The sequence below is a fragment of the Paenibacillus sp. B1-35 genome, assembly GCF_050474385.1.
GTDB lineage: Bacteria > Bacillota > Bacilli > Paenibacillales > Paenibacillaceae > Paenibacillus_B > Paenibacillus_B alvei.
Genome location: NZ_JBCHVJ010000003.1, coordinates 434,933 through 448,937 on the forward strand (window position 1 = coordinate 434,933; position 14,005 = coordinate 448,937).

Sequence of the window (14,005 nt, forward strand, 5' to 3'; positions counted from 1 at the left end):
TCGATGTATGGCTATAAGGCGGATTTTGTCCATGAAGGGAAAATGAGAATGCTGCTCACCAGAGAGCCAACTGTCCATTCCGATGAATTGGATGCCTATCAGATCAATATGCTGCGCTTTAATGAAGTTCCTCATTTGCTGCCCGTGGAAATTCGAGAAGTCGATTTTGAGGCATCATTTTTATACGATATTAGTGGTAAGAAAATGTTGGAGCAGGTGCTCCGTTCTTTACAGATTACTGCGATTCAATATTTTGAATGGATGTTTCAACTGGTCAATGTGCTGGAAGGATGCCGAGCATATATGCTGCATCCGAACCAAATTTTATTGCACGAGCGCTTCATTTATGTAGACGGGAGCTCTTGGAACGGAAATCTTTATACAGCGTACATCCCAACAGTGGAGCCGTTACATCCACAAGCTGGTATGGAAGGTTTGAGGAGATTAGGCATTTTGTTGTCCTCTTATGTCAACGCTTGGGATGGAGATGGTTTTCAACGTCTTGTGCAGTTGTTGTCTCAGGAAGGAGCAACTCTTGCAGATGTGCGTGGCTTATTGCAATCCTTAATTGTGGGTTCAGCGTCCGGCAAGTCTGTGAATAATAGGCAGCTAAAAGAAGGGCAGCTTAATTCAGGGGACGGCGAGAGAGGTGGGCGGGGTAACCAGAACCAGCTACCTAATGAATACACAGGTGTCGGGACAGAACTAGGAAGAGACGAGTGGAATTCCGCGGCATTTCCTTCTTTCGATAGGCAGGATCGAGTGCCCTCGGCATTCGCTCAATCAAAGTCTAATGCGAGTTCAAGTCAGCATGGGCAAGGTCACTGTACGATCCCGGATGAGGCAGGACAAGAATATGAACAGAGCAATAAGAAGTATACGATCGTTACATCTGGGGTTGTCATTACTGTGGCTGCACTAGGATGGAAGTTTGGTTATATGTCTAACCCCACTCCTGAAGTATTTACGTATACAATAGCTTGGAATATTGCTCTCGTTGCTATTGGCGCAATGTATTTAACAGGAATTCCCACCCGGTGGTGGAAAAAACTGTACTCTCGCAAGGCGGGCTATCGGAAAGCAACAGATGAACAGAAATTTCAACCGAGAGCAAATCAGGATTGGAATAACCCCAATAGACTTCCTGAGTTCTTATCAATGGAGCTATCCCATATATCCCATCCTATGAGTGCGATGGATACACACAACAGCAAAGAAAAAGGGAGCCCACAATTGGAACAGAAAACAGTCCTATCATCCTCTCCATGGGCTTTGGAACTAGCTGGACATCAGACCAATGAACGATCAACTGCTCATACCGCATCTTCAGAAGTTCCGAGTTTTTTACAGCAACAGAGAGCTGGTGAGATGTCTCAAATGTCTCATGTCGGAGTAAATCACTTCCATAGTGAGCAGCGATCAATAGCCGGTGGTGATCAAGGCTCGCTTGCTGCAGATGGTAATCACTATTATGCTTCATTAACTCATCACACAGCTATTTTAGATGCTTCTGGTTCAGATGCAACAGTTATGCTTGGAGAAGAACAAGCGGAAGGCAGCCCAAGGGAACCGTATCTCCAGCAGCTCGATGAAGCGGGAACGGCTATAATTGGCACATATTTTCTCCATGTGTTTCCGTTCATAATCGGACGTGCTGATCAAGGAGTGCATCACCGAGATGAGAGTATGGGGGTATCCAAGCATCATTGTGAATTCATAAGGACACCAACGGGCTCCTTAGAGCTACGAGATTTGGGCTCAAAAAATGGAACGGAACTACAAGGGGAGCTGTTGATTCCCTACAAACTGTATCCATTAAATGATGGCGATAAGCTATCTATCGCCCGTTCGAAGTATATATTTCGGGTGGGATAACAAAGAGGGACAGACGCTGCGTCTGCCCCTCTTTGTTATGGTCATACTGTCAATAATGATCGATTGAGAATGACCCTGATGCGGAAAGTGAATCTTAAAATCATATTCGTATGATAAGCAAAGCTTGATAAACGGTTGTACATTTTCGTTCATCTATGAGCTGTTGTTGTTCTTCTTCGAATCGCGAAGCACGGTCAATGCTTTTTCCAGTGTTCCATATTGGAAGGTGAAGCCATGCTCCAGCACCTTAGCTGGATAAACACGCTGACCTTGGAGCAACAGGGAGGACATTTCGCCAAAGAGAATGTGCAGGGCAGCAGCAGGAACGGGCATCCAGTGCTTTCGTCTATACACTTTAGCAAGGGATCTGCCGAAGTCATCGTTGGTTACCGCCTCTGGTGAGGCTGCATTTACGACTCCTGCAATTGAATCATACAGCACGAAATCAATGAGTCGAACCATGTCCGTAATATGTATCCAGGATAAAGGTTGTTTTCCCGAACCAATTCGTCCCCCAATGCCTAGCAAATACGGCAGCTTTATCATCGGATACGCTCCGCCTTCATTCGCCAGTACTGGGGCTATCCGCAGCTTAATGGTGCGATCCGCAGGAACGCGATCCGCTGCCTCTTCCCATTGATAGATAACATCTGTTAAAAAGTCATCTCCGCGAGCCATGCTCATCTCATCGAAGGTTCCCGTCTCGGAAGGCCCATAAATGGAAATGCCCGAGGCACTTATGTAGATCGGCAGCTTACGGGACAGCTTGCTCGCCCAATCTGCAATTCTCCGTGTAGGAATGATGCGGGAGGAGAGAATACGATTTCGAGCCATGCTAGTCCAACGTTGATTAATGGATTCTCCAGCTAGGTTCACAACGGCATCTACATCTTGAGATTGCTCGGGGATATGGGTTAGCTCTGACCAACTAATGGCCTTAACTCTTTTCCTCTCGCCATCAGCATGCACTTTCGCAGGGGAGCGGGAAACGATGATAAGCTCATGGCCTTCTTGAAGCCAAAAATCGATCAGAGCCCTTCCGATAAGCCCGGTTCCGCCGCAAATCATCACTTTCATGTCATATCCCTCCTAGCACGTTAATGGAATGGATAGAACTAAGATGTGATTTACCCGAATAGATGCTTGTGTATGCGCATCCATCTCTTAATACGGAGAAACGATAGGAATCATTTGTTGAGCAGATGCTTATATGGTGTGTAATCGATTCCATTATTGTCCAAAAATTTAACGAGGCTTCTATAATCACGCTTCGGTGTAGCCATGATGTATCCTTGGATGCAATGATCCTGCGTTACTTCTGCCGCGCCGCTCTCACAAGCTACTTGCCCAATTTTGGCTGCGATCGAATGACGAGCAATATCGCGGAAGGGAGTCGGTACGGGCTCAACAAGCTTTTCCAAAAAAGCCTTTGATTCGTCCGTCCACAGGCCTCGGCTTTGTTCTACCCAGTAATTCTGCCAATCCAGCTTCGACTTGCCATCATTCATTGGAAGCACCTTCATAAATTTGCGGAACATGAAGTAGCCGCCAATCGCCATCAGGCCTAATAAGACGAAGGTCCAAAATGCAATGGAATTCATAAACCAGCGGCCTGGGCCATCAATAGCCATTGGGAACAGGGTGAACGAGTTAAGCATAAATTCTCACCTCATGATTGTTGGTACTTTTTACTAAGATGCTTATATCGAATTATACCCCATTCCTAGATATATTTCGAGAGTAAGTGGTGGAGCCAGCAGGTACAAAAAGGGTAACGTTTAATAACGTGGTATCAGGATCTGTTGGATACCTCCAAGTTTTCTACAACACCAATAACATCTGGCGTATCTTCCGTGACTGGAATGAGGAAATCACGGCGCATCTGGATCACTTGTGTTCATTCTAGAATAGAAACAATTTTTCTTTTTAGAGCTACAGGTGCGGAAGCATATGGTTCTATGTCGTTTTTGCACGGATTGAAACTTATAATATAGAAAACATAGAGCCGCCAAGGTTTAGCCATGGCGGCTCTAAGGGTTTCTACCATAGTACTCTTTTCAGATCAATATTGATTTGTGCTGTTTCGCCATCTTTGTATGTGTACAGCTTATTAACTTTATAATTGAGATTTCCTCTAGCAATTGGGCGAGGCGGTTTTATGCGATCGTTAAAAGCGCTAATATTAATGCGATAGCTATTTCCCTCAACTAAAAGGGAATTATTGATGTTGAATTTTGTTTGGAAACGGTCTGTGGGATAAACTTTTTGGTGAGCTATTTCTCTGTTCGTTTCGACTTCCCTGATGGATACCTCGAAGTAATTGTACCCGCCTGTACTCCACAACAGAACATGTTCAATGTATTTCGTGTCTGGTGGTGGAGACTGTTTCTCTGCTGAATTTGTAGATTCTGCAGAGGCCGGAGCTGCCTGTGGAGCCGCCTGTACAACTTGTCCTGTTAGTGACAGAGTTGCTGCAATGGTTAATGCAACAAATTTTTTCATTAACAGCAGTATCCTCCTAAAATATGGAATTTGATTACATGACAATCTTAACCAAAACGTAAAGGGTAGTCAACAGGTAACTCTATTAAAGAGCTAATGAGCCGAGAGGATAGAATTCGACGGCGCTTTAATTTAGGCGCTACCTGAAACTGGATTGTTTTACCATAATTAGAGTCATGGTTTCTTATTCAGATAGACATGGTGAGATTACGCAGAGGTATATAATTGTTCGTCAAATTCGAGATGGAGTGCTCCATGCCACCTTCCCACAAAAACGATGCTAAACCGTGCTATCCTTTGACTAAACGTGCTCACGCAAAAATCTAAAAAAACGCACCATTACAGCGTTTTTGCAAAGGTTCCTTAACGATATCGACGTTGCCTAGCTTTATTTCGATAATCCTTGTAGAATAAGGGGAAATGATTTTGAAAGGAGCAATTACATGCTGAAAATTGGATCACACGTTTCATTTTCCGATAAAGGGCTGTTGACTGCAACGAAGGAAGCAGTATCCTATGGGTCAAGCTCATTCATGATATATACTGGAGCGCCACAGAATACGCGCCGCAAGCCAATTGAATCGCTCTATATTGAAGAAGGCAAGGAACTGATGGAGAAGCACGGCATTGGAGAAATTGTAGTGCACGCGCCGTACATTATTAACCTTGGATCGTACAAGCCGGATACGTTTGAGCTGGCCGTTAATTTCCTCCAAGAAGAAATTCGGCGCACAGACTGCATTGGTGTGAAAAATATTGTGCTTCACCCAGGTGCTTATACCGACAAAGATGCTGAGTTTGGCATCAACCGGATCGCAGAGGGCTTGAACGAGGTACTGAGCAATACGAAAGATACAGACGTCAATATTGCTCTGGAAACGATGGCTGGCAAAGGGACAGAGATTGGCCGGAGCTTCGAGGAAATTGCCTCGATTATTGAGAAGGTTGAGGATAATCATCGCCTAACTGTATGTTTTGACACATGCCATACTCATGATGCTGGTTACGATATCGTCAATGATGTTGATGGTGTTTTGGAGCAATTTGACCGCATAGTAGGTCTGGATCGCATTGCGATTGTGCATATCAACGACAGTAAAAATCCACTCGGAGCTGGGAAAGACCGTCACGCCTCGCTAGGATCTGGAATGATTGGCTTTGAGGCGATTCAACGCATCGTGCATCATGAGAAACTTGCAGGCAGACCATTTATTTTGGAGACGCCGTGGATCGGGAAAGACTCGAAGAAGCAGCGTCCGATGTACGAAGCAGAGATCGCTCTCCTTCGCGGCGATGTGGAGCGCCTTGGTTCAGAATTTATCCAGGATGTGGAGCGTCTGGAGCATTTCTTCAAGGGACAGGATATCGCCCCGCGTGAGTTCGTATTGGCGACATGGGATGTACTTAAAAAAGATGCGAAAGCTCGAAAGGCTGATCCGCGCGAGCCGATGGAGCGGCTGTATGATATGGTTGGCGAGGCAAATCTATTCCCAGACCTGTCTGAGGAAGAGATTAACCAGCGTCTAACGGCTTGCTTAGCTGGACAGGCTGCTTGGAAATAACCATCATAGCTTGTATGTAAAGTATAGATGCGAGAACATCAGCTGTTATGATTCGATTGGATAGGCACGAATGAAGCATGAAGACAGAGAGTATGATGCAAATGATATTCATGATGTGAAATCGATGTAAAGACTGCAGGAAGCAACGCTCATTCATGGAGGAGAAACGAAGATGACCCACCAACACACGATGGTTCACGCCCTTCAACAAGCTGGGGAACAATCGCGCAATCGCGCACGAATGCTGATCTCATGTCCAGATCGGGCAGGGATCGTATCTGCTGTATCTAAATTTTTGTATGAGCATGGAGCGAATATTGTCCAATCCGACCAATATACGATGGATCCAGAAGGCGGCATGTTCTTCATGCGCATTGAATTCGATATGGAGCAGCTGGATGGCAAGCTGTCACAAGTGGAGTCGGAATTCGAGTCCATTGCATCAGAGTTCAATATGCAGTGGCGTATTTCTCGTGTGAGCAAGAAGAAGCGTATAGCGATTTTCGTATCGAAAGAGGATCATTGTCTGGTTGAACTGTTGTGGCAGTGGCAGGCTGGTGATCTGGATGCAGAGATCGCGATGGTCGTAAGCAATCATCCTGATATGAAGGAATATGTAGAGTCTTTCGGCATTCCTTATGTTCATATCCCGGTGGACCCGAACAATAAGCCGGAGGCGGAGCGCAAGCAGTTGGATGCTGTAGAGGGTAAGGTTGACCTGATTGTATTAGCTCGTTATATGCAAATCATTTCACCGAAATTCATCGAGAAATACCCGAACCAAATAATAAATATTCATCATTCCTTCCTGCCGGCATTCGTTGGCGGCAAGCCGTATCAACAAGCGTACAACCGCGGTGTGAAGCTGATCGGGGCAACAGGACATTATGTAACAGAAGAGCTCGATGGCGGACCAATCATTGAACAGGACGTACAGCGAGTGACGCATCGTGCGGATGTGAATGAACTGAAGCGAATCGGCAGAACGATTGAACGCGTTGTACTTGCACGCGCCGTGCATTGGCACATTGAGGATCGGATTCTCGTATACCAAAACAAGACGGTCGTGTTTAATTAGATGATGTTGTGCTGGCTGTTGCCGGCTGCAGATGATTCTGCGGCTGGAACAGCTTTCTTTTATTATTTGGCCAGCGGGCAAGGCCTGATCCAAGACCCGCTGATAAGCTAAGCATGAAGTTCGGATATACTATATCTAAATATCCATAGCTTTTCACACGTTAAAGTAGCATCGAATAGGGTAGTAATGATACAATGAATGCAAAATAGAGCACAGCGTACAAGCTAAGTATTTACGCATTTTCATTTGTTCTGTATAGCTTTCAGCTTGTGATGAGTTGGACAAGGAGGAAATCATCAATGACTGCAAACCAAATGAATATTGACGAGCTATCGGTGGCGGCGATTCGAACACTTGCCATCGATGCCATTGAAAAAGCGAAATCGGGTCACCCGGGCATGCCTATGGGTGCCGCTCCTATGGGGTACCATTTGTTCGCCAAGGCAATGACGCACAATCCTATCAATCCTACATGGATTAACCGTGACCGTTTCGTGCTCTCAGCTGGACATGGTTCCATGCTGCTGTACAGCCTTCTTCACCTTAGCGGATACGACCTTCCTATGGAAGAAATCAAGAATTTCCGTCAATGGGGTAGCAAAACTCCAGGTCACCCGGAGTTTGGACATACAGCTGGTGTAGATGCAACAACTGGTCCACTTGGACAAGGGATTGCAATGGCAGTAGGTATGGCTATGGCAGAAGCACAACTCGGTGCAACATATAACCGTGACGGCTATTCTGTTGTTGATCATCATACGTTTGTAATTTGCGGTGATGGAGATATGATGGAGGGCGTTGCTAGTGAAGCAGCATCGCTTGCAGGTCACTTGAAATTAGGTAAATTAGTTGTACTTTACGACTCGAACGATATTACATTGGATGGCGAATCCGGCCTGTCCTTCAGCGAGAACGTTCGTCAACGCTACGAAGCTTACGGCTGGAACACGTTGCTGGTTAAAGACGGCAACGACCTTGCAGCAATTGCGCAAGCAGTTGAGACGGCAAAACAGGATCCAAGTAAGCCGACATTGATCGAAGTGAAGACAGTTATCGGATACGGAAGCCCGAATAAGCAAGGCAAGGGTGGACATGGCGGTACACACGGATCTCCACTCGGCGCTGAAGAGACGAAGCTGACGAAGGAATTCTATAAGTGGGGACATGAAGACTTCTTCGTGCCTGAAGAGGTTTACAGTCACTTCGATACAAATGTAAAGCAGAAGGGCGTAAAGGCGAACGAAGAGTGGGACAAAATGTTCCAAGCTTATCAAGCTGCTTACCCTGAGCTTGCGAAACAATTCGAAACTGCGATTAGCGGACAGCTTCCTGAGGGCTGGGATAAAGATCTTCCGGCATATGCGGCAGGAGACAAAGCATTGTCCACTCGCGTAGCATCCGGTAATGCCTTGAACGGTCTTGCAAAGAACGTTCCGAACCTGACAGGCGGCTCTGCTGACTTGGAAAGCTCCACAATGACGCACCTGAACGACCTTCCAGCGTTCCGTCCTGGTCAATATGACGGCCGCAATATTTACTTCGGTGTGCGTGAATTCGCAATGGCAGCAGCAATGAACGGTATGGCATTGCACAGCGGTGTAAAGGTATTCGGCGGTACATTCTTCGTATTTACTGACTACTTGCGTCCGGCTGTTCGCTTGTCCGCATTGATGGGATTGCCAGTAACATATGTGTTGACGCATGACAGTATCGCAGTTGGTGAAGATGGCCCTACCCATGAGCCTATCGAACAGCTCGCGTCTGTGCGTATTATCCCAAATGTGACGGTTATCCGTCCTGCTGATGCAAATGAGACTTCTGCAGCATGGGCTTACACGCTGCAGAACCAATCGAACCCAGTCGTGCTTGTTCTGACACGTCAGAACTTGCCTATCTTGGAAGGCGGCGTAACAGCATCTCGCGAAGGCGTTGCTCGCGGCGCTTACGTGGTATCCGATGCGAAGGATGGCAAGCCTCAAGCGCAAATTATTGCGACAGGATCGGAAGTTCAATTGGCTGTGCGCGCTCAACAAGCATTGGCTGAAGAGGGCATCCATGTACGTGTTATCAGCATGCCGAGTTGGGATTTGTTCGAGAAGCAATCGAAGGAATATAAAGATTCCGTATTGCTTCCAGATGTGAAGGCTCGTCTTGCGATTGAAATGGCTTCTCCATTCGGCTGGGAGCGTTATGTAGGAGACCAAGGCGACATCATTGGCATTTCTACATTCGGTGCTTCTGCTCCTGGAGACCGTGTCATCAGCGAGTATGGCTTCACTGTAGAAAACGTGGTAAGCCGTGTTAAGGCATTGCTGTAATACCCGATATCATGGAACCAAAATACTTGACGGTGGGAATTCAGTCCTGTTAAGTACAAATTAGATAGAGAGCAATCGGGTTCCTTCTCTTATTCAGTTGGAGAACTCGGTAATGAACAAGGCCGCCTAACGGGTGCAAGTAATTAGAATTCCCGTTGTTGCGGCCTTGTTCGTAATGTTTTTAATAAGATTTGTTAATATCATCCTATTTTTGTGTCTGAACTGATATAATAAAATTTATATATACAAATTATTATGGTTAGGGCGAGGAGTAGTCGAGTGAAACAGAAGCAAAGTCATTATGCGACCGGTATCGCAGCTGCCGGGCTGTCCTACATTATTTGGGGGTTCCTCCCGATTTATTGGAAGCTGCTTGGTTCTGTGCCGGCAGCAGAGGTATTAGCTCATCGGATTATTTGGTCATTAGTATTCATGATTATCCTGTTGGCGCTATTGGGAAAATGGAGAGCTACTGCGTCAGAAATCAAACAGTTGCTCGCAAATAAGAAGCAGACAATTAGTATTATTGCGGCTTCCATTTTGATAAGCATCAACTGGCTCGTGTATATTTTCGCAGTCGAAAGTGCGCACGTGGTAGAAGCAAGCCTTGGTTATTACATCAACCCATTGCTTAATGTTTTTCTTGCGACATTTTTCCTAAAGGAAAAATTGACGAAAGCAGAATGGTCAGCTGTTGGGATTGCAGCAGCAGGGGTTGTGTGTCTGACGGTATATTACGGCAGCTTTCCTTGGGCGGCGTTGACCTTAGCGACAACGTTCAGCTGTTATGGGCTCATTAAAAAGAAGGTGTCTGTAGGTCCTTGGACTGGATTGACGGTAGAAACCTTAATTATGACGCCTTTTGCGCTCATTTTTCTGTTTTTCTTCAATCCGAGTGGCACACCGTTGTGGGACAAAGACAGTTCGATTATTATGCTGCTCATAGGGGCGGGAGTTGTAACGGCTATTCCGCTGCTATTGTTTGCAACGGGTGCGAAGCGAATATCGTTCACACTTGTGGGTTTTCTGCAATATATTGCACCAACCATTATGCTGCTGCTTGGTTTGTTCGCGTTCGGTGAAGCGTTCACGACTCCTCAATTTCTTGCATTTTCACTCATTTGGGTTGCATTAGTCGTATTTTCGATTTCGAGGATCCGTGCAAATGCTCAAGCTTCTAAGGAAGTCTCACAGGCAGGGAATTCTACGGGGAGCGCATCTACTGCATCGTAAAAATGAGGTGCTTGTAAGCGTTGAAATCAATCAACCGAGTAGAAGGAATGCAGAATGCATGGTGAAAATAGGAAGGGAGCGCCGAAATATACGTGCACTCCCTTTGTCATCGTGTTCCTATTAAAGCGCCTTTTAAAGGAGCTAGGTCATTGTTTTTCACGGTTATGCCCAATTGGATGGCCGATCCATTGCTCGTATATTTTCACAAGCGAACATAAATCCTCTTCACCATAGCCCGCTGTTTGTCCCATTTGGAATAGACTCTTTGCAAGCTCCAGCATAGGTGTTGGCGTTTGCATCGCGTCTGTCAGTACGGAGGCAAGCTTCAAATCCTTGAGCATCAATTGCAAAGAGAATTGATTGTCGAAGTTGCCTGCGATAATTTTCTCACCCTTAAGTTCGGCTGCCTTGCTTCCTGCACTGCCATTGCGAACTACCTGAAGGAATGCTTCTGGGTTCACGCCAGCCTTGGATACCATTGCAAAGCCTTCCGCTAGAGCGGCATTATTGATGCCGACAATCGTGTTATGGGCAAGCTTCGTAATGGAACCGCTGCCGTTTGGGCCCATATGGACGATCATCCGTCCCATCGCTTCCAATACAGGCATAGCTCGCTGAAGAGCAGAATCTTCACCGCCCACCATAAAGACGAGTGTTCCCTCGACCGCTGCAGGCTTGCTGCCTGTTACTGGAGCATCTAGGAACTGCGCGCCACGCTCGGCGCATGCTGCTGCAAGACGCTGGACAAGTGAAGGGGATATTGTGCTGCAGTCGACGATGACTTGTCCGCTGCGAACGCCGGCGAGTACGCCATCATCACCGTAGTAGATCGCTTCAATGGAAGAATCGTCACTAACCATTGTGATTATGATATCGGACTGCTCAGCAGCCGCTCGCGGCAGATCCGCTGCATGAGCTCCTTGCTCAACTAACGGAATCGTTTTCTCCTTGGAGCGATTGTACACCGTCACTTCGAATCCTTTACCTAGCAGATTGGCCGCCATCGGCGCACCCATCGTGCCTAATCCAAGTACCGCTGCCTTCATTGCCTCTCATCCTCTCGCACTGTGAATGATTCGAATGATTTCGATGATGTTAGTGTATCATATTTGTCAGTGGCGGGGACAAGAAATCAGGTATGCCATGTTTGAAAGAAGGGGGGTGACAGCGTATTCATATGCAAAATTGCGCAATGTTATAAATTTATTTTATCGTGTAATCCATTCCAATGAAACGCGTTCCCTTGTGTTTCCGTCCAAAATCCAGTATCCTATGACTATATTGATTTTCGTGGGGTAAAGTGGCAAAGTCAACCAATACTCGAGGAGGGTGTACGATGGCAAAAAAAGTGCACTTTGATTACAGCAAGGCGTTGACGTTCGTAAGTCAGCATGAAATTGATTATTTTAAAGAGCCCATTCGCTTAGCGCATGAGCAATTACATAATAAGTCAGGAGCCGGTTCTGATTATCTAGGCTGGATTGATCTACCTTCCGCATATGATAAAGAGGAATTCGCGCGCATTCAAGCGGCAGCTAAGCGCATTCAAGCGAATTCTGATGTGCTTATCGTTATCGGAATTGGCGGTTCCTATTTGGGAGCACGCGCAGCGATTGAAATGTTGAGCCATTCCTTCTATAACATGCTTCCGAAGGACAAGCGCAACACGCCTGAAATTTATTTCGCAGGCAATAACATTAGCTCGACTTATATGACTCACTTGATGCAATTGATCGAAGGCAAGGATTTCTCGATCAATGTTATCTCCAAGTCGGGGACAACGACAGAGCCTGCTATTGCATTCCGTATCTTCAAAGAATTGCTGGAGAAGAAGTACGGCAAGGAAGAAGCGAAGAACCGTATTTTCGCTACAACGGATCGCGAGAAGGGCGCACTGAAGACGCTGGCAACGGCGGAAGGCTATGAGACATTCATCATTCCTGATGATGTAGGCGGCCGCTACTCCGTATTGACGCCGGTTGGCCTATTGCCAATCGCAGTCGCTGGCATTGATATCGACGAGATGATGCAAGGTGCTAGAGATGCTTCGGAAGAATTCAGCAATCCGAATGTCGAAGAGAACCTTAGCTACCAATACGCAGCAGCACGCAATGCTCTTTATCGCAAGGGCAAAACAACTGAAATTCTCGTGAACTATGAGCCATCCCTTCACTATGTGTCGGAATGGTGGAAGCAACTGTTCGGCGAGAGCGAAGGGAAAGACAACAAGGGGATCTACCCATCCTCAGTTGACTTCTCGACTGATCTTCACTCGATGGGACAGTTCATTCAAGAAGGGACTCGCAACCTGTTCGAAACGGTTATTCAAGTGGAAGAAGTGAAGCATCACATCACGATTCAAGAGGATGCTGACGATTTGGACGGCTTGAATTTCCTAGCAGGCAAGACAGTCGACTTCGTGAACAAGAAGGCATTCCAAGGCACTTTGCTGGCACATACAGATGGTAACGTACCGAACTTGGTCGTGACGATTCCTGACATGACGCCATATTCGTTCGGATATTTGGTATACTTCTTTGAAAAAGCATGCGGCATCAGCGGCTATCTGCTCGGAGTTAATCCGTTCGATCAGCCAGGGGTGGAAGCATACAAGAAAAATATGTTCGCCTTGCTCGGCAAACCAGGATATGAAGCTCAAAAAGCAGAATTGGAAGCAAGATTGTCCGAATAAGCGGGCGGCATGAGTTATCAGCTTAGATAGGCAACAAGCCGTGAAAGCAGTTCTCCGACATGGGGGGCTGCTTTCTTGGCAATCTCGGAAGGTGAATCTTCATGCTGGAACAATATAAGACGGTGCGCCAATTCGGCAGCAAAGAAATCGTCATCAAGAAGTCGCGCTTTATCGGTTATGGCAAGCCAGTTGCCAACGAGGAAGAGGCGATTGCTTTTATAGAAGAAATGAAGAAGCAGCATTGGAATGCCACGCACAATTGCTCCGCTTACGTCATTGGCGAACGCGATGAAATTCAGAAGGCGTCTGATGACGGGGAACCTAGCGGCACTGCTGGCAAACCCATCTTGGAAGTAATCAAGAATCAAGGTCTGAAGAACACTGCCATCGTTGTAACTCGATATTTCGGGGGAATTCTGCTTGGAGCAGGCGGCTTGATTCGCGCGTATACAGATGGGGCTGTTGCTGCGATTGAAGCAGCGGATGCGATTGTGAAGGTGCTGCATCAAGAAGTGTTTGTTGAAATTGATTATACTTGGCTTGGCAAGCTTGAGAATGAGCTGAGAAATAAAGAGACAAGGATGGGGGAAACGCAATTTACCGACAAAGTGACATTGACGTGTTTGCCCGTCGTGTCGGAAACAGAGCGGTTTATGGCGTGGATTACGGATTTGACGCAAGGTCAGGCCGTCATTCGGAAGGGAGAGCCTATCTACTATATCGAAGGGGAATAAGGAGACAACCT

Annotated in this window: 11 protein-coding genes; 7 read left to right on the forward strand and 4 right to left on the reverse strand. The window is 46.5% G+C overall.

The window, feature by feature from the left end:
• Positions 1 to 3 precede the first annotated feature (3 nt).
• Positions 4 to 1,875: a DUF6382 domain-containing protein gene (locus ACQ5BJ_RS13755; protein ID WP_430111034.1), complete on the forward strand. Its 1,872-nt coding sequence runs from the start codon at positions 4 to 6 to the stop codon at positions 1,873 to 1,875.
• Positions 1,876 to 2,028: 153 nt separating this feature from the next.
• On the opposite strand, the gene ACQ5BJ_RS13760 is transcribed toward ACQ5BJ_RS13755, so the two are convergent.
• The 3 genes from ACQ5BJ_RS13760 to ACQ5BJ_RS13770 form a co-directional block, all read right to left on the reverse strand.
• Positions 2,029 to 2,952 carry a TIGR01777 family oxidoreductase gene (locus ACQ5BJ_RS13760; protein ID WP_430110524.1) on the reverse strand — a complete coding sequence of 308 codons (924 nt, stop codon included), beginning with the start codon at positions 2,950 to 2,952 and terminating at the stop codon, positions 2,029 to 2,031.
• 110 nt (positions 2,953 to 3,062) lie between these two features.
• Positions 3,063 to 3,533, reverse strand: coding sequence for a DUF2621 domain-containing protein (locus ACQ5BJ_RS13765; protein ID WP_005549048.1), 471 nt, complete (start codon positions 3,531 to 3,533; stop codon positions 3,063 to 3,065).
• A gap of 382 nt (positions 3,534 to 3,915) precedes the next feature.
• Positions 3,916 to 4,377, reverse strand: coding sequence for a hypothetical protein (locus tag ACQ5BJ_RS13770; RefSeq protein ID WP_430110521.1), 462 nt, complete (start codon positions 4,375 to 4,377; stop codon positions 3,916 to 3,918).
• Between the two features lie 443 nt (positions 4,378 to 4,820).
• Here ACQ5BJ_RS13770 and ACQ5BJ_RS13775 point away from each other — a divergent pair, with 443 nt between their 5' ends.
• The 4 genes from ACQ5BJ_RS13775 (at position 4,821) to rarD (ending at position 10,568) form a co-directional block, all read left to right on the forward strand.
• Complete coding sequence (locus ACQ5BJ_RS13775) at positions 4,821 to 5,939, forward strand: deoxyribonuclease IV (RefSeq protein ID WP_430110518.1); 1,119 nt, start codon at positions 4,821 to 4,823, stop codon at positions 5,937 to 5,939.
• 172 nt (positions 5,940 to 6,111) lie between these two features.
• Entirely contained in the window at positions 6,112 to 7,017 is a 906-nt protein-coding gene (purU, locus tag ACQ5BJ_RS13780; protein ID WP_005549045.1) for a formyltetrahydrofolate deformylase, read from the forward strand.
• A gap of 299 nt (positions 7,018 to 7,316) precedes the next feature.
• On the forward strand, positions 7,317 to 9,335 hold the full coding sequence (gene tkt / locus ACQ5BJ_RS13785) for a transketolase (RefSeq protein ID WP_268599800.1): 2,019 nt from the start codon (positions 7,317 to 7,319) through the stop codon (positions 9,333 to 9,335).
• A 279-nt stretch (positions 9,336 to 9,614) separates the two neighbouring features.
• Positions 9,615 to 10,568: an EamA family transporter RarD gene (rarD, locus tag ACQ5BJ_RS13790; RefSeq protein WP_005549042.1), complete on the forward strand. Its 954-nt coding sequence runs from the start codon at positions 9,615 to 9,617 to the stop codon at positions 10,566 to 10,568.
• A 146-nt stretch (positions 10,569 to 10,714) separates the two neighbouring features.
• Here rarD and ACQ5BJ_RS13795 read toward each other — a convergent pair whose 3' ends face one another.
• Complete coding sequence (locus ACQ5BJ_RS13795; RefSeq protein ID WP_005549041.1) at positions 10,715 to 11,614, reverse strand: NAD(P)-dependent oxidoreductase; 900 nt, start codon at positions 11,612 to 11,614, stop codon at positions 10,715 to 10,717.
• Between the two features lie 290 nt (positions 11,615 to 11,904).
• Between ACQ5BJ_RS13795 and ACQ5BJ_RS13800 the strand changes: the two genes are divergently transcribed.
• Both ACQ5BJ_RS13800 and ACQ5BJ_RS13805 read left to right on the forward strand, forming a co-directional pair.
• Positions 11,905 to 13,260, forward strand: a complete 1,356-nt coding sequence (locus ACQ5BJ_RS13800) for a glucose-6-phosphate isomerase (protein ID WP_005549040.1) — start codon at positions 11,905 to 11,907, stop codon at positions 13,258 to 13,260.
• Between the two features lie 101 nt (positions 13,261 to 13,361).
• Positions 13,362 to 13,994, forward strand: a complete 633-nt coding sequence (locus tag ACQ5BJ_RS13805; protein WP_005549039.1) for a YigZ family protein — start codon at positions 13,362 to 13,364, stop codon at positions 13,992 to 13,994.
• Positions 13,995 to 14,005: the final 11 nt, after the last annotated feature.